This is a genomic window from Streptomyces sp. CB02400 (genome assembly GCF_001905725.1).
Taxonomy (GTDB): Bacteria; Actinomycetota; Actinomycetes; order Streptomycetales; family Streptomycetaceae; genus Streptomyces; species Streptomyces atrovirens.
The window spans coordinates 542,064-565,302 of sequence record NZ_LIWB01000003.1 but is presented as its reverse complement, the minus strand read 5'-3'; the positions used below and the strand labels follow the sequence as shown (position 1 = coordinate 565,302).

General features: G+C 70.3%; 22 protein-coding genes. 12 read left to right on the top strand and 10 right to left on the bottom strand.

The genetic code is table 11. From position 1 onward, the window contains the following. Positions 1–8: 8 nt before the first annotated feature. Positions 9–548 (bottom strand): hypothetical protein, encoded by a 540-nt coding sequence (locus AMK33_RS10760; RefSeq protein WP_073932555.1) that lies wholly within the window; start codon positions 546–548, stop codon positions 9–11. Positions 549–582: 34 nt separating this feature from the next. On the opposite strand from AMK33_RS10760, the gene AMK33_RS10755 reads away from it, so the two are divergent. Both AMK33_RS10755 and AMK33_RS10750 read left to right on the top strand, forming a co-directional pair. Continuing rightward, on the top strand, positions 583–1,443 hold the full coding sequence (locus AMK33_RS10755; RefSeq protein WP_073932554.1) for a 5'-methylthioadenosine/S-adenosylhomocysteine nucleosidase family protein: 861 nt from the start codon (positions 583–585) through the stop codon (positions 1,441–1,443). 133 nt (positions 1,444–1,576) lie between these two features. Next, complete coding sequence (locus AMK33_RS10750) at positions 1,577–3,520, top strand: tetratricopeptide repeat protein (protein WP_235618041.1); 1,944 nt, start codon at positions 1,577–1,579, stop codon at positions 3,518–3,520. 8 nt (positions 3,521–3,528) lie between these two features. On the opposite strand, the gene AMK33_RS10745 is transcribed toward AMK33_RS10750, so the two are convergent. Next, a complete protein-coding gene (locus AMK33_RS10745; RefSeq protein ID WP_073932552.1) occupies positions 3,529–4,035 on the bottom strand; it encodes a hypothetical protein in 507 nt (168 codons plus the stop codon). Positions 4,036–4,362: 327 nt separating this feature from the next. Here AMK33_RS10745 and AMK33_RS10740 point away from each other — a divergent pair, with 327 nt between their 5' ends. From AMK33_RS10740 to AMK33_RS10730, 3 genes are all read left to right on the top strand, one after another. Further along, the gene (locus AMK33_RS10740) at positions 4,363–5,163 is read left to right on the top strand and encodes a helix-turn-helix domain-containing protein (RefSeq protein ID WP_327379013.1); all 801 of its coding nucleotides are present in this window, start codon (positions 4,363–4,365) and stop codon (positions 5,161–5,163) included. A gap of 10 nt (positions 5,164–5,173) precedes the next feature. Beyond that, complete coding sequence (locus AMK33_RS10735; RefSeq protein WP_073932550.1) at positions 5,174–5,365, top strand: hypothetical protein; 192 nt, start codon at positions 5,174–5,176, stop codon at positions 5,363–5,365. 91 nt (positions 5,366–5,456) lie between these two features. Beyond that, the gene (locus AMK33_RS10730; RefSeq protein ID WP_073932549.1) at positions 5,457–5,699 is read left to right on the top strand and encodes a hypothetical protein; all 243 of its coding nucleotides are present in this window, start codon (positions 5,457–5,459) and stop codon (positions 5,697–5,699) included. A 283-nt stretch (positions 5,700–5,982) separates the two neighbouring features. Here AMK33_RS10730 and AMK33_RS10725 read toward each other — a convergent pair whose 3' ends face one another. Further along, a complete protein-coding gene (locus tag AMK33_RS10725; protein WP_073932548.1) occupies positions 5,983–7,008 on the bottom strand; it encodes an ATP-dependent 6-phosphofructokinase in 1,026 nt (341 codons plus the stop codon). Positions 7,009–7,221: 213 nt separating this feature from the next. Between AMK33_RS10725 and pta the strand changes: the two genes are divergently transcribed. The 3 genes from pta to pyk all read left to right on the top strand — a co-directional run bounded on the left by pta (position 7,222) and on the right by pyk (position 12,030). Next, on the top strand, positions 7,222–9,321 hold the full coding sequence (pta, locus tag AMK33_RS10720) for a phosphate acetyltransferase (RefSeq protein ID WP_073932547.1): 2,100 nt from the start codon (positions 7,222–7,224) through the stop codon (positions 9,319–9,321). Beyond that, on the top strand, positions 9,318–10,529 hold the full coding sequence (locus tag AMK33_RS10715; RefSeq protein WP_073932546.1) for an acetate kinase: 1,212 nt from the start codon (positions 9,318–9,320) through the stop codon (positions 10,527–10,529). The genes pta and AMK33_RS10715 overlap by 4 nt, the downstream gene beginning before the upstream one ends. Positions 10,530–10,602: 73 nt before the next feature. Continuing rightward, positions 10,603–12,030, top strand: coding sequence for a pyruvate kinase (gene pyk / locus AMK33_RS10710; protein ID WP_073932545.1), 1,428 nt, complete (start codon positions 10,603–10,605; stop codon positions 12,028–12,030). Positions 12,031–12,126: 96 nt separating this feature from the next. Here pyk and AMK33_RS10705 read toward each other — a convergent pair whose 3' ends face one another. From AMK33_RS10705 to AMK33_RS10685, 4 genes are all read right to left on the bottom strand, one after another. Then, positions 12,127–13,407, bottom strand: coding sequence for a hypothetical protein (locus AMK33_RS10705; protein WP_073932604.1), 1,281 nt, complete (start codon positions 13,405–13,407; stop codon positions 12,127–12,129). Beyond that, a complete protein-coding gene (locus AMK33_RS10700) occupies positions 13,397–13,972 on the bottom strand; it encodes a DUF6114 domain-containing protein (RefSeq protein WP_073932544.1) in 576 nt (191 codons plus the stop codon). The genes AMK33_RS10705 and AMK33_RS10700 overlap by 11 nt, the downstream gene beginning before the upstream one ends. A 184-nt stretch (positions 13,973–14,156) precedes the next feature. Next, positions 14,157–14,801, bottom strand: coding sequence for a DUF6230 family protein (locus tag AMK33_RS10695; protein WP_073932543.1), 645 nt, complete (start codon positions 14,799–14,801; stop codon positions 14,157–14,159). A 656-nt stretch (positions 14,802–15,457) separates the two neighbouring features. Continuing rightward, on the bottom strand, positions 15,458–16,438 hold the full coding sequence (locus tag AMK33_RS10685; protein ID WP_073932542.1) for a tetratricopeptide repeat protein: 981 nt from the start codon (positions 16,436–16,438) through the stop codon (positions 15,458–15,460). 235 nt (positions 16,439–16,673) lie between these two features. On the opposite strand from AMK33_RS10685, the gene AMK33_RS10680 reads away from it, so the two are divergent. From AMK33_RS10680 to AMK33_RS10665, 4 genes are all read left to right on the top strand, one after another. After that, positions 16,674–17,294, top strand: coding sequence for a TetR/AcrR family transcriptional regulator (locus AMK33_RS10680; RefSeq protein ID WP_073932541.1), 621 nt, complete (start codon positions 16,674–16,676; stop codon positions 17,292–17,294). A gap of 111 nt (positions 17,295–17,405) precedes the next feature. Further along, on the top strand, positions 17,406–18,224 hold the full coding sequence (locus AMK33_RS10675) for an SAM-dependent methyltransferase (protein WP_073932540.1): 819 nt from the start codon (positions 17,406–17,408) through the stop codon (positions 18,222–18,224). A 98-nt stretch (positions 18,225–18,322) separates the two neighbouring features. Next, positions 18,323–18,757, top strand: coding sequence for a VOC family protein (locus tag AMK33_RS10670; RefSeq protein WP_073932539.1), 435 nt, complete (start codon positions 18,323–18,325; stop codon positions 18,755–18,757). A 192-nt stretch (positions 18,758–18,949) separates the two neighbouring features. Continuing rightward, positions 18,950–20,299 (top strand): WD40 repeat domain-containing protein, encoded by a 1,350-nt coding sequence (locus tag AMK33_RS10665; protein WP_079194809.1) that lies wholly within the window; start codon positions 18,950–18,952, stop codon positions 20,297–20,299. A gap of 184 nt (positions 20,300–20,483) precedes the next feature. On the opposite strand, the gene AMK33_RS10660 is transcribed toward AMK33_RS10665, so the two are convergent. From AMK33_RS10660 to AMK33_RS10650, 3 genes are all read right to left on the bottom strand, one after another. Further along, positions 20,484–22,184: an acyl-CoA mutase large subunit family protein gene (locus AMK33_RS10660; protein ID WP_073932537.1), complete on the bottom strand. Its 1,701-nt coding sequence runs from the start codon at positions 22,182–22,184 to the stop codon at positions 20,484–20,486. A gap of 79 nt (positions 22,185–22,263) precedes the next feature. After that, complete coding sequence (locus AMK33_RS10655; protein WP_073932536.1) at positions 22,264–22,596, bottom strand: DUF3817 domain-containing protein; 333 nt, start codon at positions 22,594–22,596, stop codon at positions 22,264–22,266. A gap of 129 nt (positions 22,597–22,725) precedes the next feature. Beyond that, entirely contained in the window at positions 22,726–23,235 is a 510-nt protein-coding gene (locus AMK33_RS10650) for a MarR family winged helix-turn-helix transcriptional regulator (RefSeq protein WP_073932535.1), read from the bottom strand. Positions 23,236–23,239: the final 4 nt, after the last annotated feature.

Here is a 23,239-nt window from a genome sequence, read left to right as displayed (position 1 = left end):
ACGTACGTTCATGCCACCTTCGCGTACCACACGACCTGCGAGCCGAGCCCCGCCACGGCGAGCGCCTCCAGCACCGACAGCGTGACCAGCAGCCCGCCGCCGTCGCCGTTCACCCAGAACACGACCAGGGCGGCCAGCGGTACCGCGCAGAACGCCGTCAGGTCGATCACGGTCTGGATCGTCTTGCGGGACCGGCGCCGGGTGTCGCTCCGGTGGTACGCCTCCCACCCGAAGGTCGTGAAGCCGCTCCCGTTCGCCGCGAGGGCGGCCAGCCGGGGCCCCAGATCGTCCCGGACGTAGCGGCCGATCGCCGAGATCTTCTCGTCGTTGACGAGGTAGGTCCAGCCGAGGACGAGGCACACCGGCGGCAACGCCAGGAGCATCGAGGGCTGCTTCGCCTGGGCCGCGGCGGCGATGACGGCGGCCACGACGGCCAGCGTCACGTAGAGGAGGTTGTCCCGGAACCCGATCCTCGCCTTCTGCTCGTCCTTCACGGTCTGGTACTCGGCGAGCAGCAACTGCCCGACGGTGAGGTCCTGTTCCGGCACTCGATTCCCTTCCCCCCAGTTGTAACTTATGACTATGCAGGAGACCCGGCCCACTGTTCTGGTCCTGACCGCACTTCCGCTCGAATATGCCGCTGTTCGCGCGCACATCGAGGAGCGGGAGGAGTTGGTGCACCGTGACGGGACCCGAGTCGAGAAGGGTCAACTACTCGGTACCTCCTGGAACGTCGCCCTCGCCGAGCTGGGCATGGGCGCCGAGCGGGCCGCGGCTCTCACCACGCAGCTCATCAACTGGCTGCGTCCCGAGGCCGTGTTCTTCGTCGGTGTCGCCGGCAGCCTGAAGGACGACGTCGGGATCGGCGACGTCGTCGTGGGCACGAAGGTGTACGAGATCCATGGCGGCAAGCAGACGCCGGACGGCTTCCAGGTCCGGCCGGAATCCCTGCCGGGCTCGCACGCGCTCGTACAGGCGGCCCGTTCCGCTGTGCGGGACATGCCCGACGTGCGGGCGCACTTCCTGCCGATCGCCACGGGCGACGTGGTCCTGGCGGACGCCAAGTCCGAGATCGCCCGCTCCCTCCGCAAGAACTACAACGACGCCGGCGCGATCGAGATGGAGGGCTCCGGAGCAGCTCACGCGGCCCACCTGAACGGCCAGTTGAACGCCCTGGTGATCCGGGGCATCAGCGACCGGGCCGACGCCAAGAAGCACAAGGCCGACGCCTCGGGTTCGCAGAAGCGCGCTGCCGAGCAGGCGGCTGCGGTGACGGTGGCGGTGCTGCACAAGCACCGGCCGCGCGAGGGTTCCTCCGACTCCGAGGAGAGTCCCCAACGGCGCGGGGACGGCGGAGCGACGTACGGCGGAGACCACATCGACTTCCGGGGCGGCACCTTCTGCGGCCCCGTCACCGGCAAGCAGAGCGGAGGGCAGCGATAGGGGCACCGTCCACGGCCCGGTCCCGCGAGCGACCGCCACCCTCCCACCCCGGCCCCTGGGCTTCACCGGTCGATCGGAGGACCTGGACCGCCTGCTTCCGCACCTCTCCCCCGACGAGGACGACACGGCTGCGCTGCCGCTCCTCATCTTCGCCGTCACGGGTATGGGCGGCGTCGGCAAGACCGCGCTGGCGGTGGAGGCAGCGCACCGGGCCCGTGCGCGGGGCTGGTTCCCGGGCGGAACGCTCTTCGTGGACCTACGCGGGTACGACGATGACCCGGTTACGGCTGATCAGGCGGTCCTGGCCCTACTCGACGCGCTCGGCGTACGAGACGGGGACCTGCCGCCGACGGCCGACCGCCAGTACGACGCATACCGCACGCTCCTCGCCGAACGACGGGACAGGATGCTGCTGATTCTGGACAACGCCTCGGACCCGTCCCAGTACCTGCCGCTTCTGCCCGGCACAGACCACCATCGGGTGCTCATCACCTCCCGGGACCGCCCCGACGCCCTTCCGGTACGCTTGATCAACCTGGAAACACTCGCTCCAGACGATTCCGTCGCCCTCCTGACCCGTGCCCTGCACGACACCGACGAACGCGACGACCGCCCGGCGCGTGAGTCCGGAGCCCTGCGCGAGCTGGCTGATCTGTGCGGGCACCTGCCCCTGGCCCTCCAAATCGCGGCAGGCATGTTGCGTCGGCGCCGCCACCGGGACATCGCCTCCCTGGTGGCCGAGATCCGGGAGGCCGGGGACGCGACCACCGTCCTCGACCACGGCAGTCCCGGAACCGACCTGTACGGACGCTCGCTCGTCCTGCGGCCTGTTCTGGAGACCTCCTATCGCCGGTTGCCACCCGAGCAGGCCCGGCTGCTGCGCCTGCTCTGCCTCGCGCCAGGCACGGAGACCGACACGGAGGCGATCACCCCTCTCGCCGACCTCGACCCGGAGTCCGTGGTGTTGCTGCTGGAGGACCTAGCCGCCAGACATCTCGTCACGCCGGTTCGGCGCGTCAACGGGGCACCTTCCGCCATGCGGTGGCGGCTGCATGACCTGGTGCGGGCGTTCGGGGCGGGTGTGGTGGCGAGGGACGCGGGGTTGCGGGAGGAGGGGGACGCGGCGCGGGAGCGGGTGCTGAAGTTCTACCTGCGGTGGGCGGACGCGGCCGATGACCGGTTGCGGTGGCTGCCGGGGAAGCCGGTGCCGGAGCGGTTCGGAGACCGGGGGCAGGCGTTGGCGTGGCTGGACGCGGAACGATCCGGTCTGGTCGCGGCGGTGGGGTGGGGACAGGAGGAGCGGTTCGCGGGCGCGGCGGTGCGGCTGGCCCAGTGTCTGGGGGAGTACCTGGACTGGCGGCGGTATTTCGACGACTGGATCGCCGTCGCGAAAGCCGCGCGGGAGGCCGCGCAACTTGCCAGGTATCGGCTGGATGAGGCCATCGCATGGGACCACCTCGGCATCGCCCTGCAGAGAGCAGGCCGGGAGGAGGAGGCAATCGACGCCCACGTCCGTGCCATCGGCTTGTATCAGGCCATCGAACACCGCGTTGGCGAGGCCACCGCGTGGAACAACCTCGGCAGCGCTCTGCGGGAGGCGGGCAGGGCAGGGGAGGCAATTGGCGCCCACCGCCGGGCCCGCAACCTGTACCAGGCCGCCAAAGACCGCGTCGGCGAGGCCATGGCGTGGGACAACCTCGGCAGTGCCCTGCGAGAGGCGGAGCGAGAGGAGGAGGCAATCGACGCCTACACCCGGGCCCGTGACCTGTACCAGGCCGCCGAAGACCGCCACGGCGAGGGCAGGGCCTGGCACAACCTCGGCATCATCCTGCGCGAGGCAGGCCGGGTGGAGGAGGCGATCAAGGCGTACGGCAAGGACCTGGAGATCTGCCGGGAGTTCAGGGACTGGTACGGCGAGGGACAGACCCTGAGCAACCTGGCCCTCGCCCACAAGACAGCCCACCGCCCTGCTGAGGCCCGCGCCGCCCACCTCCAGGCCGCCGACGCCTTCACCCGCGCCAACGCCCTCACCGAAGCCTCCGAGGCCCGCGCCTACGCCGCCGAACTACTGGATTAGCTCCCGCCTCACCCCACCCCCCGCATACCTCCGAGCCCCCGCCAAGGCACCACCGCCCACATCCGCGTCCCGCCCCCGGGCTCCCGCGCCTCCCCGAACCCCCACTCCCCGTCGCACTCCCGCACCACGCACCCCAGCACCCGCAGCGCCGCCCGCCTCCGCGCATCGCAGGCCGCGACCAGCCGGGGGTGCTCGTGCCGACGGTGCCCGTCGTAGAGCACCACCCGCAGCGCTCCCTCCCGGTACCGCAGCGACACGTACATCTCACCTCCGGGCGTGAACCGGCAAGCGCAAGCAATGAGTTCTCCCACCACCTGCACCACCGCGTCCGCCATGACCTCCAGCCCGTGCCCCTGGAGCACGGCCCGTGTCGCGACCCGTGCGATCCGCGAGCTGGTCGGCTTGGCGGGCAGCGTGAGGCTGTAGGTGAGCATGTCGGGCGAGGACGGCACGAAGTCCGCCCTCTCGGCGAACACGGGACAGGCGAAGACGGCCCCGACTGCGGACGCGGGCATGGGCAACTCCCTTATTGACTGCGGACATTCGATGACGCGCCGACGCCCCGACCAGTGGTGGCCTGTTTCCCTGGCGCGGGCCCGCCCCTCCCAGGGAAGGAGCATGTGGGCAGGCTCGCGCGATGCACTTCCAACGGCGTCGGACCGTAAGCGGCTCATCACCGACTGTAGAGCAATAGCGGAGTACACGTACTACTCTTCACCGAAGTCCCCGGTGGACCGGCCCGTCACACCGGCGGCAGACTGTCCCCGTCACACCGCTGAACGGGAGGACGAATGCCGCCGAGGAGCGCTCCGACGGAGCGTCAGCGACGACTCGGTGCCGAGTTGCGCAAGTTGCGCGTCGCGGCCGGGATGACCACGGAGCACGCCGCCGCCCTGCTGAACGTCCCGCGCACGAATGTGCCCAACATGGAGTCCGGACGTTCCGGCATCAGCGCGGAACGCGTACGCACCCTCGCGGGAAACTACGGCTGCACGGACCAGGCCCTCGTCGAGGCTCTCGCCGCCATGGCCGCCGGGCGCGAGAAGGGCTGGTGGGAGGCGTACCGGGGACAACTCCGGGACAGTTTTCTGGACATCGCCGAGATGGAGTGGCACGCCACCCGGCTACGTATCGCCGTCACCATGCACCTACCGGGGCTGCTCCAGACCGAAGACCACGCCCGCGCCGTCTTCGAGGCCGTGATCCCCCGCCTGCCGTCGGACGACATCGACGTCCGCGTCGCCCACCGGATCGACCGGCACCAGGTGCTGGACCGTCCGAGCCCGCCGACACTCGACGTGATCCTCCACGAGGCCGCCCTCCGCATGGAGTTCGGCGGTCCTGCGGTCGCGCGACGGCAGTTGGAGCACCTGCTGCGCATGTCTGAGCGCGAGAACGTGACCCTGCGGGTCATCCCGTTCAAGGCGGGTGGCTTCCCAGGAGCCGGACAGTCCGTCATCTACGCCGATGCGACTGTCCCCCGTCTCGACACCGTGGAGCTCGACAGCACCCACGGCCCGGAGTTCATCGACAACGAAGTCCAACTTGCCAAGTACCGCGCCCAGCTGGACGCCGCGCAGGCGCTCGCGCTCGCCCCGCCCGCCTCACGCGACTTCATCCACGCCCTGGCACACGACCTCTAGGAGAGTCACCATGAACGACATCAGCTGGGAAGAACCGTTCTGCGGAGAGGGCGCCAACTGCTTCCGCATAGGCACCGACCCCCGAGGCAACGCCTACATCGCCGTCGCCGGACAGGAGGACCACTACCTCACCGACACCCGCGAAGCCCTTCAGGCCCTCATCCGCGACATCAAGTCCGGCAAGGCCGACCACCTGCTCTGACCACCGCCCCTCCACCTCACCACACACCGCTCCCCTCACCTGCAAGAGTTCGCAAGAGGAATTTTCCTACCAGCGGCGCTACGTTCCGGGTATGAGCACTCACGGCGCCTCCCCCACACCGGAGCGGGCTGGTAAGCGGTCCGTCTCTCTGCCGCAGTCATTGATGAAGGAAATCGAGGTCCGGACCGGGAAGTCCGGGTTCTCGGCCGTCGTCTCCGAGGCGCTGGAGCAGTGGCTTGCCATGGCCAAGCTGCGCGAGGTCGTCGAGGCCGACGAGCGCGAGGTCGGGCCGGTCGGCGACGAGGCGATGAGGCGGGCGGAATCCGAGTGGTGAGCAAACGCCTCAAGGCCAGGGTGCAAGCTGGAGGCACTCTCGTGCTGGACGCCCAGGGCCTGTCCCTGCATGTCGATGGTGACGACGGGATGCGAGCCCGGATCAAGTCCGCCGACGACAGTCCTCGTGACGTCCGACAGATCACACATACCGAAGCTGTGTGCCGCCGCTCTGGACCTGCCAGGGCAGCCCTCGATCGGCGTCATCACGGTGTGAGTGAGCGCACGGGTGGCCCCACCGCTCCACCGCTCAACGGCTCGGGGCCACCCCTCGGGCGGTGCTCCTAGAAGACCGACTCCGCCTCGTCCATCCGGTCCTTCGGGACCGTCTTCAGTTCGGTGACCGCCTCCGCCAGCGGCACCATCACGATGTCGGTCCCCCGCAGGGACGTCATCTTGCCGAACTCGCCCCGGTGCGCCGCCTCCACCGCGTGCCAGCCGAAGCGGGTGGCGAGGACGCGGTCGTACGCCGTGGGCACGCCGCCGCGCTGGACGTGACCGAGGATGACCGGCTTGGCCTCCTTGCCGAGTCGGCGCTCCAGCTCGTACGCCAGGGCCGTGCCGATGCCCTGGAAGCGCTCGTGGCCGAACTTGTCGATCTCGCCCTTGCCGTAGTCCATGGTGCCGTCGGCCGGGTGCGCGCCCTCGGCGACGCAGATCACCGCGAACTTCTTGCCGCGGGCGAAGCGTTCCTCCACCATCTTGACCAGCTGGGCCGGGTCGAAGGGGCGCTCGGGCAGGCAGATGCCGTGGGCGCCGGCGGCCATGCCGGACTCCAGGGCGATCCAGCCCGCGTGCCGGCCCATGACCTCGACGACCATCACGCGCTGGTGGGACTCGGCGGTGGTCTTGAGGCGGTCCATCGCCTCCGTCGCCACACCGACCGCCGTGTCGAAGCCGAAGGTGCGGTCGGTGGAGGAGATGTCGTTGTCGATCGTCTTCGGGACGCCGACCACCGGCAGGCCCGCGTCCGACAGCATGTGCGCCGCGGTGAGCGTGCCCTCGCCGCCGATCGGGATCAGCGCGTCGATGCCGAAGTCGCGGATCATGTCGGAGGCGTTCTCGCAGGCCTCGCGGAGCCGGTCCCGCTCCAGCCGGGACGAGCCCAGTATGGTGCCGCCGCGGGCCAGGATGCCGCTGACCGCGTCGAGGTCGAGCGTGCGGTAGCGGCCGTCGAGCAGGCCGGAGTAGCCGTCCTCGAAGCCGATGACCTCGTCGCCGTAGTTGTCGACCGCCCGGTGCACGACCGACCGGATCACTGCGTTCAGTCCAGGGCAGTCGCCGCCTGCGGTGAGTACTCCTATGCGCATCGTGCCGAGTCTCCTGGTCGCTGTCGATACCGGTGAGTCAGTCCCGATTGTTTCACGTCCCCCCGGGCGCCGCCGACGCCGTACGGGCGGGCGCCCTAGCCAGTGCCGGAGGTATTGTCAAGAGGGGTCCGCTCACCTGGGTGGGCGATTTTTGTGGCCCGCCGAAAACCTTGCCGAAGACCCTTGCGGCCCTCGACGAAACGGAGAGCGCGCGTGACCCGCAGCGTGTACGTGACCGGTATCGACCGCGGCGACGGCCGCCAGGTCGTCGAACTCGGGGTCATGGAGCTCCTGACCAGGCAGGTCGACCGGGTGGGTGTCTTCCGTCCCCTGGTGCACGACGGGCCCGACCGCCTCTTCGAACTGCTGCGCGCCCGGTACCGGCTCACCCAGGACCCGTCGACCGTCTACGGCCTGGACTACCACGAGGCGTCCGCCCTCCAGGCCGAGCAGGGCACGGACGAGCTGGTGTCGACCCTCGTCGACCGGTTCCACCGGGTCGCCCGCGACTACGACGTCGTCCTCGTCCTCGGCACCGACTACGCCGACACCCAGTTCCCGGACGAGCTCAGCCTGAACGCCCGGCTCGCCAACGAGTTCGGCGCCTCCGTGATCCCGGTCGTCGGCGGCCGCAAGCAGACCGCCGAGTCGGTGCGCGCCGAGACCACCAACGCCTACCGCGCCTACGACACGCTGGGCTGCGACGTGCTCGCCATGGTGGTCAACCGGGTCGCCCGCGAGGACCGGGACGAGCTCGCCGAGCGGCTCGCCAGCCGGCTGCCGGTGCCCTGCTACGTGCTGCCGGACGAGCCGGCGCTGTCCGCCCCGACCGTCTCCCAGATCGCGCACACCCTCGGCGCGAAGGTGGTGCTCGGCGACGACTCCGGGCTGGCCCGCGACGCCCTGGACTTCGTGTTCGGCGGTGCCATGCTGCCGAACTTCCTCGCCGCCCTGACGCCGGGCTGCCTGGTCGTGACGCCGGGTGACCGTGCCGACCTGGTCGTCGGCGCGCTGGCCGCGCACAGCGCCGGCACCCCGCCGATAGCCGGGGTGCTGCTCACCCTGGACGAGGTCCCGGCCGAGCACATCCTCACCCTCGCCGACCGGCTCGCCCCCGGCACGCCGGTGCTGTCGGTGCCGAGCACCAGCTTCCCCACCGCCGAGCAGCTCTTCTCCCTGGAGGGCAAGCTGAACGCGGCCACCCCGCGCAAGGCGGAGCGGGCGCTCGGCCTGTTCGAGCGGTACGCCGACACCGCGGACCTCACCAAGCGAGTCTCCGCACCCAGCAGCGACCGCGTCACCCCGATGATGTTCGAGCACAAGCTGCTGGAGCAGGCCCGCTCCGACCTGCGCCGGGTCGTGCTCCCCGAGGGCACCGAGGAGCGGGTGCTGCACGCGGCCGAGGTGCTGCTGCGCCGGGGCGTGTGCGAGCTGACCCTGCTCGGGGACGTCGACCAGATCCGCAAGAAGGCCGCCGACCTGGGCGTCGACCTCGGTGACAGCCGGCTGATCGACCCGGCCACCTCCGAGCTGCGGGACTCCTTCGCCGAGCAGTACGCGGCCCTGCGCGCCCACCGGGGCGTCACCGTGGAGCTGGCCTACGACGTCGTCTCCGACGTGAACTACTTCGGCACGCTGATGGTGCAGGAGGGGCTCGCCGACGGCATGGTGTCGGGCTCGGTGCACTCCACGGCCGCGACCATCCGGCCCGCCTTCGAGATCATCAAGACCAAGCCGGACGCGGGCATCGTCTCCTCCGTCTTCTTCATGTGCCTGGCCGACAAGGTGCTGGTCTACGGCGACTGCGCGGTCAACCCGGACCCGGACGCCGAGCAGCTCGCCGACATCGCCGTGCAGTCGGCGGTCACGGCGGCGCGGTTCGGGGTGGAGCCGCGGATCGCGATGCTGTCGTACTCGACCGGTACGTCCGGTACGGGCGCCGACGTCGACAAGGTGCGCGCCGCCACCGAGCTGGTGCGCTCGCGCCGGCCCGATCTGCGGATCGAGGGTCCGATCCAGTACGACGCGGCCGTGGAACCGTCGGTCGCGGCGACCAAGCTGCCGGGCTCGGAGGTGGCCGGGCAGGCGACCGTGCTGATCTTCCCCGACCTGAACACCGGCAACAACACCTACAAGGCCGTGCAGCGCTCGGCCGGCGCCATCGCCGTCGGCCCGGTGCTCCAGGGTCTGCGCAAGCCGGTCAACGACCTGTCCCGGGGCGCCCTCGTCCAGGACATCGTCAACACCGTCGCCATCACGGCGATCCAGGCCCAGTCCCCGGCCCAGTCCCCGACCGAGAAGGCGGCCCAGTGAGTTCCACGCGCGTCCTCGTCCTCAACTCCGGCTCCTCGTCGGTGAAGTACCAGCTGCTGGACATGCGCGACAGCAGCCGGCTGGCCTCCGGTCTGGTCGAGCGGATCGGTGAGCGGACCTCCCTCGTCCGGCACACCCCGCTCGCGGCGGGCGGCGGGACCCGGGAGCGGACCGGGCAGGTCGCCGACCACGACGCCGCCCTGAAGACGATGGCCGAGGAGCTGGCCGCCGACGGTCTCGGCCTCGACTCCCCCGAGCTGGCCGCGATCGGCCACCGGGTGGTGCACGGCGGGAAGCGCTTCACCGAGCCGACGGTGATCGACGACCGGGTGCTGGCCGAGATCGAGCGGCTGATCCCGGTGGCGCCGCTGCACAACCCGGCCAACCTGACCGGCATCCGCACCGCCATGGCGCTGCGCCCGGACCTGCCGCAGGTCGCCGTCTTCGACACCGCCTTCCACACCACGATGCCGGAGTCGGCGGCCCGCTACGCGATCGACGTCGAGACCGCCGACGCGCACCGCGTCCGCCGCTACGGCTTCCACGGCACCTCGCACGCGTACGTCTCCCGGGCGACGGCCGAGCTGCTGGGCAAGGCGCCCGAGGAGGTGAACGTCATCGTGCTGCACCTGGGCAACGGGGCGTCCGCCTCGGCCGTACGGGGCGGTCGTTGCGTGGACACCTCCATGGGGCTGACGCCCTTGGAGGGGCTCGTGATGGGTACGCGGTCCGGAGACATGGACCCGGCCGTCATCTTCCATTTGATGCGTGTTGGCGGAATGTCCGCCGACGAGATCGACACTCTCCTCAACAAGAAGAGCGGTCTGGTCGGACTGTGCGGTGACAACGACATGAGGGAGATCCGGCGCCGGATCGACGAGGGCGACGAACAGGCGGAGCTGGCGTTCGACATCTACATTCACCGTCTGAAGAAGTACATCGGCGCCTATTACGCCGTTCTCGGGCGGGTGGACGCGGTGGCCTTCACCGCCGGGGTCGGCGAGAACGCCGCCCCGGTGCGGGAGGCGGCCGTGGCGGGCCTGGAGGGGCTGGGCCTGGCGGTGGACGGCGGGCGCAACGCCGTACGCGGTGGCGGGCCGCGGCTGATCTCGCCCGAGGGCGCGCGGGTCGCGGTCGCGGTGGTACCGACGGACGAGGAAATGGAGATCGCTCAGCAGACATACGCACTGGTCGGAAAGAACAACTGAGCAGGGACTTCCTCATTTGTACTTTCCGTCAGACGGAATATTCCGCTGCGAAACAAACCGATAGGATCGCCCCATGCGCCGTTCGAAAATCGTCTGTACTCTCGGCCCCGCGGTCGACTCCCACGAGCAGCTCGTCGCTCTGATCGAAGCCGGCATGAACGTGGCCCGCTTCAACTTCAGCCACGGCTCGCACGCCGAGCACCAGGGCCGGTACGACCGGGTCCGTGCCGCCGCCAAGGAGACGGGCAGGGCCATCGGTGTCCTCGCCGACCTCCAGGGCCCGAAGATCCGCCTGGAGACCTTCGCCGAGGGTCCCGTCGAGCTGGTGCGCGGTGACGAGTTCACCATCACCACCGAGGACGTCCCGGGCGACAAGACGATCTGCGGAACGACCTACAAGGGCCTGCCCGGTGACGTGGCCAAGGGCGACCAGATCCTGATCAACGACGGCAACGTCGAGCTGAAGGTCACCGAGGTCGACGGCTCCCGCGTGAAGTCGATCGTCATCGAGGGCGGTGTCATCTCCGACCACAAGGGCATCAACCTGCCCGGCGCGGCGGTGAACGTGCCCGCGCTGTCCGAGAAGGACATCGAGGACCTGCGGTTCGCCCTGCGGATGGGCTGCGACCTGGTCGCGCTGTCCTTCGTCCGGGACGCCAAGGACGTCGCCGACGTCCACCGCGTGATGGACGAGGAGGGCCGCCGGGTCCCCGTCATCGCCAAGGTGGAGAAGCCGCAGGCGGTGGAGAACATGGAGTCCGTCGTGGCGGCCTTCGACGCCGTCATGGTCGCGCGCGGCGACCTGGCCGTCGAGTACCCGCTCGAGAAGGTCCCCATGGTGCAGAAGCGCCTGATCGAGCTCTGCCGGCGCAACGCCAAGCCGGTGATCGTGGCGACCCAGATGATGGAGTCGATGATCACCAACTCCCGGCCGACCCGCGCCGAGGCCTCCGACGTGGCCAACGCGATCCTGGACGGCGCCGACGCGGTCATGCTGTCGGCCGAGTCGAGCGTGGGCGCGTACCCGATCGAGACCGTGCGGACGATGTCGAAGATCGTCCAGGCGGCCGAGCAGGAGCTGCTCTCCAAGGGCCTGCAGCCGCTGGTGCCGGGCAAGAAGCCGCGCACCCAGGGCGGCTCGGTGGCCCGCGCCGCCTGCGAGATCGCCGACTTCCTCGGCGGCAAGGGCCTGGTGGCCTTCACCCAGTCCGGTGACACGGCCCGGCGGCTGTGCCGCTACCGCGCCGCCCAGCCGATCCTGGCGTTCACCACGGACGAGTCCACCCGCAACCAGCTCGCGCTGAGCTGGGGCGTGGAGCCGTACGTCGCGCCGTTCGTGAACAGCACCGACGAGATGGTCGAGCTGGTGGAGCAGGAGCTGCTCAAGCTGAACCGCTTCAGCGAGGGCGACATCGTGATCATCACGGCCGGCTCGCCCCCCGGCGTCCCCGGTACCACCAACATGGTCCGCGTCCACCACCTGGGCGAGGCGACCGGCTGACCGTAAGGGGCCTGTACGGCACCGAGGGCGCCCCCTGTGGTCTCACAGGGGGCGCCCTCGGTGTGTTGCGGCTCCCGGGGGGGGTCTTGGTGGCGTTCAGCCGGTGGTGATGTACTGCTGCAGCCCGGGGACGTGCAGGGTGCCGCCGAACTGGCCGGCCTGCTTCACCGTCACCTTGGTGAAGTAGATCAGCGGGATGTCGAGCGGCGGCGGGTGCTCCGGGTCGAACGTGACCGGGATCAGGCCGAGCAGGTTGCCGGAGATGCTCTCGGTGTACATCACGGTGTCGCCGTCGCGGATGGTGGACGTCGACCCCTTGGCCGCCTGCACGTGGTGGGTCGCGCCGGACCGTTTGTCCTCGACCGTCTGGTGCAGGTCCCCGATGTCTGTGCCGCCGGAGATGACGTACTTCAGCACCCTCTTGGTGCCGCCGCTCGCCGTCCGCACCTCGACGATGCCCTCGTACGAGGCGCCCTTCAGCAGCAGCGAGCTGGCGTTGAGGGTCCAGGGGTCGTCGGGCAGCAGGAGCTGGTTGTCGACGCCGCCCTCGGCGTCGGTGGCGATCGGGCAGTCCTCGGGGTCGATCTTGGCCGACTCGGAGGGGCTGGGGGAGGCGGTGGCCTCGGGGGTCTCGGTGGCCTCCTCGGTGGCTTCCTCGACCGTCTTCTTGGTGTCCTCGGCGGCCTTCGTCGCCTTGTCGCCGGCGTCCTCGGCGGTGTCCTTCGCCGTTTCGGTGACCTTCTCGGTGGTCTCCTTGGCGGTTCCGGCCGCGTCCCCGGCCTCGTCGTCCTCCGTGGCGGAGGCGGACGGGGTGGGACTCGCCTCGGCCTCCTTCTCCTTCGGGGTGAAGACGTCCTTGAAGGCGTCCCCGAGGCCCTCCAGGAGGTTGCGGTCGGTCTCCGAGGGCTCCGGCTCGGGCTCGGTCGTGTCCTCGGCGGCGGGGGCGGAGGTGGCGGGCGCCGGCTCGTCCTTGTCGTCGGAACCTGAATCCGACGAAGAGGACGTCTCCTTGTCAGTGCCCTTGTCCGCCTCGGGGGCCTTCTGCTCCTCGGAGGTCTCCGCCGAGGGCTCCCCGTCCGAGGACGCGCTCTCGCTCGCCGACGCGGACGGCGTGGGCGACGCGGAGGCGTCGTCCTTCTTGGCGTCCTCGACGACCTCCAGGCAGGCCTGGTACTCGTCGACGGTCAGGCTGTTCGCCGTCGGCGTCCCGTCGTTGCCGTCGGCGAGGGCCAGCGTCGGCGTGAACCCCATCCCCATGAGGACCGCCGTGGGCATCGCCGCCAGGGCGATCGCCTTGCCGCTCGGCACGTGGAACCTGGTGAACAGCGGCTTCTTCGGGGCCGCGTGACGCGGTCCGCGCACCTCGTCAGCCGACACGGTGCCCCCCTGCGGCCCGGACGCCGTCCGCCTCACCGTCTTCCCCCTTCTCGAAGGAAACGGCCGGGAACTGCGGCGCCATGGCGGGGTCCTGGGACACGTCGTCCGGCGCCGCCTCACCCGTGGGCGCCTCGGCACCGTCGTGCTCCCCCGCCGCCTCGACCGGCGGCTCGCCCGGCGCCCAGGATAGGGCGAGCGCACCGCCGACCAGCGAGAGCAGGAAGCCGATCAGGAAGCCGCCTATGTTGGAGATCACCAGCGACACCAGGGCCAGCAGGATCGCCGCGACACCGGCGAAAATTCGGGTGGCGGACTGGAACCACATGGTCAGGCCCAGCGTGACCAGCAGCACGCCGATGATCAGCGACCCCGCGCCGGCCGTCGTCGCCATGGCGATCGACATGTGGCCCAGCTTGAGCGTGGCGTAGGGGAAGTACGCGATGGGGATGCCACCCAGCAGCGTGAGCAGACCGGCCCAGAACGGCCGGGTGCCCCGCCAGTTGCGGAATCGCAGACGCAGCCGGGTGAAGGTACCGGCGCTCTGGACCGGAGTCTCGGCACTCATGGAAAACAGCTCCCTGGTCCGGTGAACGTACGTATCGGCTCGGCCTAGGCACGGAGAAGCCGGAAGTGTCTGACTATCAGCGAGTGCCCGCCGTCGGGCGGCGAGCCGGGCGGGTGGGGAGGCGAACCCTCCCCACCCCTCCTCGGCCACTCAGCCAGCCGAGGTCATCCCGATGACGGAACCGTCAGAAGCACTCCATCTTCGGGTCTGCGCCGAGACGCATCTTCAGGCCGCTGAGCTTGAACGTGCCGGCCGTGGTCGCCCACGCCGTCTGCTCGACGTTGTAGAGATCGGCAGACTCGGCCTGCTGGGCGAAGCCGCCCGGCAGCGAGGTGCCGTCCTGCTTCACAGCCGGCCCGCGGTGCTGGTCCTGGACCGCCACACCGATGTCGATGTTCTTGAACGTGGCGTCGGCGTCCAGCTGGGCGACGTCGATGTAGAGGTTCTCGGCCGTGACCGGGTTCTTCGCGTCGTTGCCCGCCTCAAGACGGAGGTAGACCGTCTTGTTGAGGACCGGGATCGTCGTCTTGACCGATTGGCACATCTTGGTGATCTCGGCGGTCTTGAACGACGAGATCGCGACCGGGCGCTTCGTCTTCTCATCGCCGGCGACCGACGTGTAACCCTCGTCCATACCGCCGTACTGGGCGAAACCCTCACCGTACAGGTGACCGGCCTTCACCTTGAACTGCTGGCCGGACACGCTGAACGACGCGGCGAGCGCGCCCTGCGCCAGGCCGACACCCACCGCCGCCGTAGCGAGCACGCTGGGCACCATGACCACAGCGAACCGCTTCCATCTGGTCCCGCCACGCACCTGGGACTCCATATTTCCTCCTTCTCGGACGTACATCTCCTGCCCCGGCCCGTCGCCATGAACGGCGGCCCGGCCGGGCAGGGATGGGAGAAGTGCTACGTCCTCGGGAAGGAGAGCGCCCGAGCTCGACGGCGCGTACGACGCGCCCGATCACCGGCGATCACCCCCGAGCGACAACCACTGGTCGCGCCTGACACGCATCACGCACAACCCTGCTGGACAGGCTTCGCCGGGTGGGCGAAGACCCCCCTGTCCAAGAACCGGCGTCACTGCCGCCGGTTCTGCTCGGTGGGGACCCAGGAGTTCCCGCGGCCCGACCGGCTGTCGGGATACGGGTGATGGACCGAGCGTCGCCGATCGTGGTCCATTCTCGCCGTCGACACAAGGGGGTTCGTTACTCGCTAGTAACGGCCGGGTAACCCCGTAACGACCCGCCGACGCCACGCGGCGACGCTGGGTTCACCGCACGTGCCGTACAAAACCATTGATCGGCGGACAGAACACGACAGACCAAAGCCTGTGACTTACTGGCAGTAACAGCGGCCGCGATTACCAAGTTTTGGTAAAGCGCGGCCGCACCGGCATCCGTGAACCGAACGGCAACTCGGGCCCCACGCGCCCGAACCCCCGGCAAACCGACCGGAATCGGGCAACGGCGCCCGGGTGGCTCAGAACAGGGCCCGCGCCAGCGCCCGGCGCGCGGCGATCACCCGCGGGTCGTCGGCGCCGACCACCTCGAACAGCTCCAGCAGCCGCACCCGTACGGCATTGCGGTCGTCGCCCGCGGTGCGCCCCACCGTCTCGATGAGCCGGCCGAAGGCGTCCTCGACATGACCGCCCACCAGGTCCAGGTCGGCGGCGGCGATCTGCGCGGCGGCGTCCCCCGGCTTCTCGGCGGCGTCCCCGCGCACCTTCGCCGGGTCCAGGCCCTGCACCCGCTGGAGCAGTTCGGCCTGGGCGAGACCCAGCGTGGCCTCGGGGTTGGTCGGGTCGTCGGTGAGCACGTTCTTGTACGCCTGGACGGCACCGGCGAGGTCGCCGCTGTCCAGCGCCCGTACGGCGGCCTCCAGCAGGGCGTCGTACGGACCGACGGCCTCGCCCGGGGTCTCCGCCGGGGCGCCACCGCCCGGTACGGCGTCGGGGTCGACGTCGAGGCCGGTCAGGCCGAAGCGCTGCTCGCCGACCTGCACCAGCTGGTCCAGGGTCTGGCGGATCTGCGCCTCGCCCGCGGCCCCCTGGAAGAGCGGCAGCGCCTGCCCGGCGACCACCGCGAAGACCGCCGGGATCCCCTGGATCCCGAACTGCTGCATCAGCATCTGGTTGGCGTCGACGTCGATCTTGGCGAGCAGGACGCGGCCGTTGTACTCGACGGTGAGCCGCTCAAGCAGCGGGCTCAGCTGCTTGCAGGGCTCGCACCACTCGGCCCAGAAGTCGATGACGACCGGGACCTCGGTGGACCGCTGCAGGACGTCGCGCTCGAAGCCGGCCTCGTCGACGTCGATGACGAGATCGGCCGGGGAGATGGCGCCCCCGCCGCCCTGCCGGGCCGCTTCCGCGCGCGCCTGCTCCGCCTTCGCCTTGGCCTCCTGGGCCGCCTTCACCGCGGCGAGGTCGACGACTCCGCTCATGGACATGTTCCGTGGCTGCATGCGTCTATCCTCCCCCGTACGGTGCGTGTGTGTGAAAACGCCCGGGAAAGCCAGGCGTACGCGTGTTGTTGACGCCGGGTCCCCACCCCGCGCCGGTGGTCGTCGCTCGGGCACGCCGGTCGTGCGCGCTTTCGCTACGGGTCGTAGCGTAATACCGACCGGGGCCTGCTGAACAGGGTGCCCCGGTGATCTCCCTCACGCACGACCGCACGGAATCCGCCGTTATCGTCGTGCCATGCAGAGCCGCACCCCCGTCAGTCGCACCGGGCGCCCGCGCAGTGCCGCCGCGGATGCCGCGATCCTGGCCGCGACCCGTGCGGCTCTGGTCGAACTGGGCTGGTCCAAGCTCACCTTGGGAGACGTGGCGGTCCGCGCCGGGGTCGCCAAGACCACCCTCTACCGGCGCTGGGCGGGCAAGAACGAACTGGTCGTGGACGCCGTCGCGGAACTCTTCGACGAGCTGACCCTGCCCGACCGCGGCTCACTCGCCGCCGACATCGAGGGCGTGGTACTCCAGTTCGCCGCGATCCTGGCCCGCCCGGAGGCCCGGAACGGACTGATGGCGGTGGTCGCCGAGTCCACCCGCGACGACGCCCTGCGCGAGCGCATCCGCGCCTCGATCGTGGACCGGCAGAAGCGTCTCGTCCTCGCCGGCCGGGCGCGGGCGCAGGCGCGGGGCGAACTACCGCCGGAGTCCGACGCGCGGGAGGCGGAGCGTACGGTCGACCTGATCTTCGACATGGTGGCCGGCGCGGTGGTGCACCGCACCCTGGTGAGCGCGGAACCGGCCGACGAGGAATGGGTGCACGGCTTCACCCGGGTCCTGCTGTCGGGTCTCTCCGCCCCAGGGCCCTGAACCGGCCACGGTCGGCCGGTAGTCGCCTGTCACCGCCCCCGGCGCGCTGCGAGGATCGATGATCACCCCGCGCCGGAACGCGCGGGACGCCGAGCAGCCAGGGAGGCGCACATGACCGGGACAGGGACCGAACCCGCCACCGCACGGATCGACACCTCCAGGCCGCACCCGGCCCGGGTCTACGACTGGTTCCTCGGCGGCAAGGACAACTACCCGGTCGACGAGGAGCTGGGTCGGCAGATCATGGGCGTCGACGGCACGGCCCGGCACGTCGCCCGCACCAACCGCTGGTTCATGCAGCGGGTCACCCGATGGCTGGCCGGTGAGGCGGGCGTCCGCCAGTACCTGGACATCGGCACCGGCATCCCCACCGAGCCCAATCTGCACCAGGTGGCCCAGGGCATCGCGCCCGAGTCCCGCGTGGTCTACACGGACAACGATCCCATCGTGCTGAAGCACGCCGAGGCGCTGCTGCGCAGCACCCCCGAGGGCGTCACCGACTACGTCCAGGCCGATGTGCGCGAACCCGGCCGCATCCTGGAACAGGCCCGCGAGAAGCTGGACTTCGAGCGGCCGGTGGCATTGTCCCTCGTCGCGCTGACGCACTTCCTCGGCGACGAGGACGATCCGTACGGGCTGGTGGCGCGGCTCGTCGAGGCGCTGCCCTCCGGCAGTCATCTGGTCCTGTCGCAGCTCACGGCGGATTTCGACCCCGAGGCGGTCGGCCGCGGGGTCGAGATGTACAAGGCGGGCGGCGTCACGCTCGCGCCGCGCAGCCGCGCGGAGATCGCCCGCTTCTTCGAGGGCCTGGAGCCCGTGGAGCCGGGCCTGGTCCAGCTGACCGACTGGCACCCCGAGCTCGCCGTCGGGGAGAGCACCGACGAGAACGCCGTGATCTCGCTGTACGGCGCGGTGGCCCGCAAGCCGTGACACGATCGCGCGGCGGGGCCACTCATATCGAGCACGTTCCGTCGGCCGCCGGATCCCCACCGGGAAACGAGCGACAAAGCCCTTGCTACGGTGCCTCGATGGCATCGGTCAAGAAGTTCCAGGTCACCTTCGACTGCGCGGACCCCGAGCGCCTCGCCCGTTTCTGGTGCGAGGTGTTGGGGTACGTCGTACCGCCTCCTCCGGAGGGATTCGCCACTTGGGACGATTACCACCGCTCGCTGCCGTCCGACCATCAGGTCGTGTGGTTCGCGTGCGTCGATCCCTCAGGCGCGGGCCCGCGACTGTTCTTCCAGCGCGTCCCCGAAGGGAAGGTCGTCAAGAACCGGGTGCATCTCGACGTGCGGGCCGGTACCGGGCTCGTGGGTGAGGAGCGCCTCGCCACGCTCGAAGCCGAGTGCGCACGACTGGTCGCGCTCGGCGCGGTACACGAGCGGACGCTGTACGCCGACGAGGACAACGAGTCGTGCATCGTGATGCGGGACATCGAGGGCAACGAGTTCTGTCTCGACTGAGCGTCTCCCGGGACGAGGTGGGGAGCCGTCTCCCCTGCCGCGCGCCTTCCCCTCCGGTCGTCCAACCGGTGTGCCGCCGTGATCCAAGGGACTCCGCGCCGCAGAATCCTGGCGGGCGGCGTCCCGCGCCGTCCCCTCCGGTCGTCCAACCGGTGTGCCGACGTGATTCATGGGACACAGAAGGGCACTACCTTGCGCATACTCAGACGGGCGCTGGGCACCACGCTCACCGCAGCCCTCGGCTCGCTGCTGCTGACCGTTCCGGGAGCCGCCCCGGCGTTCGCGGCGGACCCCGTGCCGCTGCCGATGTACTCCCTCGCCGACATGGAGGTCGACGGGAGCAACCGGCAGGTCTTCCTCAGCATGCCCGCGGGGATCGACGGCCGAGTCGTGGTGACGGACTACGACGGCGGGAACAGCACCTGGCTGAGCGGCCTGCCGGGCGCCGGCGGGCTGGCCCTCTCGCCCGACTCCCGGACCCTTTACGTGGCCGCGCGGGACATCGACACCATCGTCGCGTACGACACCGCGACACTGACGGAGACCGCACGGTACTTCGTGGGCGAGGACACCGCCCCGTGGAGCCTGGCCTTCGCGGGCGGGAAGCTGTGGTTCGGGTACGGCATCACCGGGGACCTGGGGTCGGTCGACGTGGCCACTGCCGAGCCGGTGATCGAACTCGGTCTGGACGGTTCACTGGACTGGGGTGCGGATCTCGTCACCTCTCCCACCGACCCCAACGTGCTGGTGACCGGCACGGGCGGCACCAACGCCAACACCCTCACGGTGTACGACGTGAGCAGCGGAACGCCCGAGGTGGCCGCCCGACGGGTCCTCTCCGGGACGGAGATGAACGGTCTGCGGGACCTGGCCGTGACGCCCGACGGCCGGAGCGTCGTCGTGGCCGCCCTGATCTCGCCCGGGTACCAGGTCTTCCGCCTCGACGACCTCTCGGACCAGGGAACTCACGCGTCGCCCTCCCCCCTGGCCGTCGCCGTCGCACCCGACGGCACGGTGGCCGGAGGAACCTCCAACAACAGCGTCGACGTGCCGGACCTGTCCTTCTACGCGCCGGGCGCTCCCGCTCCGCTGACCACGGTCGAGCTGGGCGGTGACACCGAGGGCCTGGTGGCCGAGGGGCTGGCCTGGGCGCCGGACGGGAGCCGGATCTTCGCCGTGACGCAGCAGCCCCGCGTCCTCGGACTCCGTTTCCATGCGCGGCAGGTCGCCACCACCGTGCAGACCACCCTCACCCTCGATGCGCCCCCGACCAGCAGGAGGTACCGGGAACTGACCGTCACCGGCACCCTGGCACCGGCCGCCGGCTTCGCTCCCGGCACCACCGTCGCGGTGAAGCGCTACGACGCCGCCGCTCCGGAAGGCACCTCGCTGGGCACCGTCACGGTGTCGGCCGACGGCACCTTCGCCGTGACCGACACGCCGAGCAGGCTCGGTCAGGCGAGGTACGGCGTGACGTACGCCGGTGACTCCTGGCACACCGCGGCCTCCGCCGAGGTGACCGTGGAGATCACCCGCCGCTGACGTGGCCTCCGGCACGGAGGTCGCCGTGGCCCGGATCAGGACCGCGGACCACGGCGATCTCCCTTCCGCGCGGTCCCGGCGCAGGACACCGGCTCCACGCCCGGAACGCCTCCGACCGGCGTCACGACGGCGGGGGCGGCCGCGTCGGCGGCTCCCCCGCCGTCGTGACGGAGTGGCGTCGGGTCTAGAACCCGGCGGGCTCCGTGTACACGCCCCACTCGTCGCGCAGGACACCGCAGATCTCGCCGAGGGTCGCCTCCGCGCGGACGGCGTCCAGCATCGGCTCGATCATGTTGGCGCCGGAGCGCGCGGCCGCGACCATGGCGTCGAGCGCGCCGCGCACCTTCGCGTCGTCGCGGGCGGCCTTGCGCTCGCCGAGGAGCCGCACCTGCTCGCGCTCCACCTCGTGGCTGACCCGCAGGATCTCCAGGTCGCCGGTGACGGAACCGGTGTGGACGTTGACGCCGACGACCCGCTTGTCGCCCTTCTCCAGCGCCTGCTGGTAGCGGAACGCCGACTCGGCGATCTCGCCGGTGAACCAGCCGTCCTCGATGCCGCGCAGGATGCCGGAGGTGATCGGCCCGATCGGGTGCCGCCCGTCCGGGTGGGCCCGCAGGCCCCGCTCCTTGATCTGCTCGAAGATCTTCTCGGCGTCCGCCTCGATGCGGTCGGTGAGCTGCTCGACGTACCAGGAACCGCCCAGCGGGTCGGCGACGTTGCCGACGCCGGTCTCCTCCATCAGCACCTGCTGGGTGCGCAGGGCGATCTCGGCGGCCTGTTCGCTGGGCAGCGCGAGGGTCTCGTCGAGGGCGTTGGTGTGGAGGGAGTTGGTCCCGCCGAGCACGGCGGCCAGGGCCTCCACGGCCGTCCGTACGACGTTGTTGTACGGCTGCTGCGCGGTCAGCGAGACACCGGCGGTCTGGGTGTGGAAGCGCAGCCACTGCGCCTTGTCGCTCTTCGCGCCGTAGACGTCCCGCATCCAGCGCGCCCAGATGCGCCTGGCCGCACGGAACTTGGCGATCTCCTCGAAGAAGTCGACGTGCGCGTCGAAGAAGAAGGAGAGGCCGGGCGCGAAGACGTCGACGTCCAGGCCGCGGCTGAGGCCCAGCTCCACGTACCCGAAGCCGTCCGCGAGCGTGTACGCCAGCTCCTGCGCGGCCGTCGCCCCGGCCTCGCGGATGTGGTAGCCGGAGACCGACAGCGGCTTGTAGGCGGGGATGCCGGCCGCGCAGTGCTCCATCAGGTCGCCGATGAGGCGCAGGTGCGGCTCGGGCTGGAAGAGCCACTCCTTCTGCGCGATGTACTCCTTGAAGATGTCCGTCTGCAGCGTGCCGTTGAGCACGCCGGGGTCGACGCCCTGGCGCTCGGCGGCGACGAGGTACATGCAGAAGACGGGCACGGCGGGCCCGCTGATCGTCATGGAGGTCGTCACGTCCCCGAGCGGGATGTCCCGGAACAGGACCTCCATGTCGGCGGCCGAGTCGATCGCCACCCCGCAGTGGCCGACCTCGCCCAGGGAGCGCGGGTCGTCGGAGTCGCGGCCCATGAGCGTCGGCATGTCGAAGGCGACGGAGAGCCCGCCTCCGCCGTTGCCGAGGATCATCTTGTACCGCTCGTTGGTCTGCTCGGCGTTACCGAACCCGGCGAACTGCCGGATGGTCCACGTACGCCCCCGGTAGCCGGTCGGATACAGCCCGCGGGTGAAGGGGTACTCCCCCGGCCAGCCGATCCGCTCGAACCCTTCGTAGCTGTCCCCGGTCCGGGGCCCGTACACCGGCTCCACGGGATCGCCGGAGAGCGTGGTGAAATCCGCGTCGCGCTTGCGAGCGGCGTCGTACCGGGCCTGCCAGCGTCGGCGGCCCTCCTCGATGGCGTCAGCGTCCATGCCTTCGAATTTACTAGGACGTCCTAGTAAATGTCGATGGGAGACCGCCGCACGCTGCTCCGTACGGCGGTGAGACGCGTTACGCGACCGCGGGGGCCTCGTCCGCGACCTTGCCCTCCAGCTCGCGGCTGATCCTGCGCTCCACGAAGAACGCGGCGGTGGGGACGGTGCCGGCGAGGAGTACCCAGAGCTGCTTCTTGACCGGCCACTTCGCCTTGGAACCGAGGTCGAAGGCGAAGATCAGGTAGACGACGTACAGCCATCCGTGGGCGATGCTGACCACCTGTGTGAAGTCGGCCGCCCCGCCCATGTCGAGCGCGTACTTGCCGATCATGCCGAGGGTCAGCGCGACGAGGAGGACACCGGTGACGTAGGCCATGATCCGGTAGCGGGTCAGCACGCTTCGTTTCATGGATACGAGCGTAACCGTCCGAAAAATCCCCGCGTCGGCGGGGAGCGGTAAGCCATCATGCGCCAGCGCGTCAGGACGCTCGGAACACCCCCGCGACGGCGGGGAACAACGTGCTGACCCACGGGAAGGCTACTCCCCCTCGAAGTCCCCCGCCGCCAGCCGCAGTGGCCGGAGCATCGCGAAGAGTTCGCCGCACTCCTCGGCGTCGTACGCGCCCAGGCCGAAGTCCATGGCCATCAGGTCGCGGGTGGCGGACTCGACGACCTCGCGGCCCTTGTCGGTGATGGTCGCGAGGGTGCCTCGGCCGTCGTTGGGGTTGGGACGCTTGGCGACCAGGCCCGAGCGCACCAGGCGGTCCACGGTGTTCGTCACCGACGTGGGGTGCACCATGAGCCGCTCGCCGATCTTGGACATCGGCAGCTCGCCCGACTTGGAGAAGGTCAGCAGCACCAGCGCCTCGTACCGCGCGAACGTGAGCCCGTACGGCTTGACGACCGCGTCCACCTCGGCCAGCAGGATCTGCTGTGCCCGCATGATCGAGGTGATCGCGGCCATCGACGGCACGTTTCCCCAGCGCTGCTTCCAGAGCTCGTCGGCGCGGGCGATGGGATCGAACGAGAGACTGAGCGGCTTCGGCACGGAC

Bases quoted from the DNA above. Each gene is read 5' to 3' on its own strand.
- AMK33_RS10755 (WP_073932554.1), top strand. From the start codon at position 583: ATGCAGGAGACCCGGCCCACTGTTCTGGTCCTGACCGCACTTCCGCTC.
- AMK33_RS10745 (WP_073932552.1), bottom strand. From the start codon at position 4,035: ATGCCCGCGTCCGCAGTCGGGGCCGTCTTCGCCTGTCCCGTGTTCGCC.
- AMK33_RS10735 (WP_073932550.1), top strand. From the start codon at position 5,174: ATGAACGACATCAGCTGGGAAGAACCGTTCTGCGGAGAGGGCGCCAAC.
- AMK33_RS10730 (WP_073932549.1), top strand. From the start codon at position 5,457: ATGAGCACTCACGGCGCCTCCCCCACACCGGAGCGGGCTGGTAAGCGG.
- AMK33_RS10725 (WP_073932548.1), bottom strand. From the start codon at position 7,008: ATGCGCATAGGAGTACTCACCGCAGGCGGCGACTGCCCTGGACTGAAC.
- pyk (WP_073932545.1), top strand. From the start codon at position 10,603: ATGCGCCGTTCGAAAATCGTCTGTACTCTCGGCCCCGCGGTCGACTCC.
- AMK33_RS10700 (WP_073932544.1), bottom strand. From the start codon at position 13,972: ATGAGTGCCGAGACTCCGGTCCAGAGCGCCGGTACCTTCACCCGGCTG.
- AMK33_RS10695 (WP_073932543.1), bottom strand. From the start codon at position 14,801: ATGGAGTCCCAGGTGCGTGGCGGGACCAGATGGAAGCGGTTCGCTGTG.
- AMK33_RS10685 (WP_073932542.1), bottom strand. From the start codon at position 16,438: ATGCAGCCACGGAACATGTCCATGAGCGGAGTCGTCGACCTCGCCGCG.
- AMK33_RS10680 (WP_073932541.1), top strand. From the start codon at position 16,674: ATGCAGAGCCGCACCCCCGTCAGTCGCACCGGGCGCCCGCGCAGTGCC.
- AMK33_RS10675 (WP_073932540.1), top strand. From the start codon at position 17,406: ATGACCGGGACAGGGACCGAACCCGCCACCGCACGGATCGACACCTCC.
- AMK33_RS10670 (WP_073932539.1), top strand. From the start codon at position 18,323: ATGGCATCGGTCAAGAAGTTCCAGGTCACCTTCGACTGCGCGGACCCC.
- AMK33_RS10660 (WP_073932537.1), bottom strand. From the start codon at position 22,184: ATGGACGCTGACGCCATCGAGGAGGGCCGCCGACGCTGGCAGGCCCGG.
- AMK33_RS10655 (WP_073932536.1), bottom strand. From the start codon at position 22,596: ATGAAACGAAGCGTGCTGACCCGCTACCGGATCATGGCCTACGTCACC.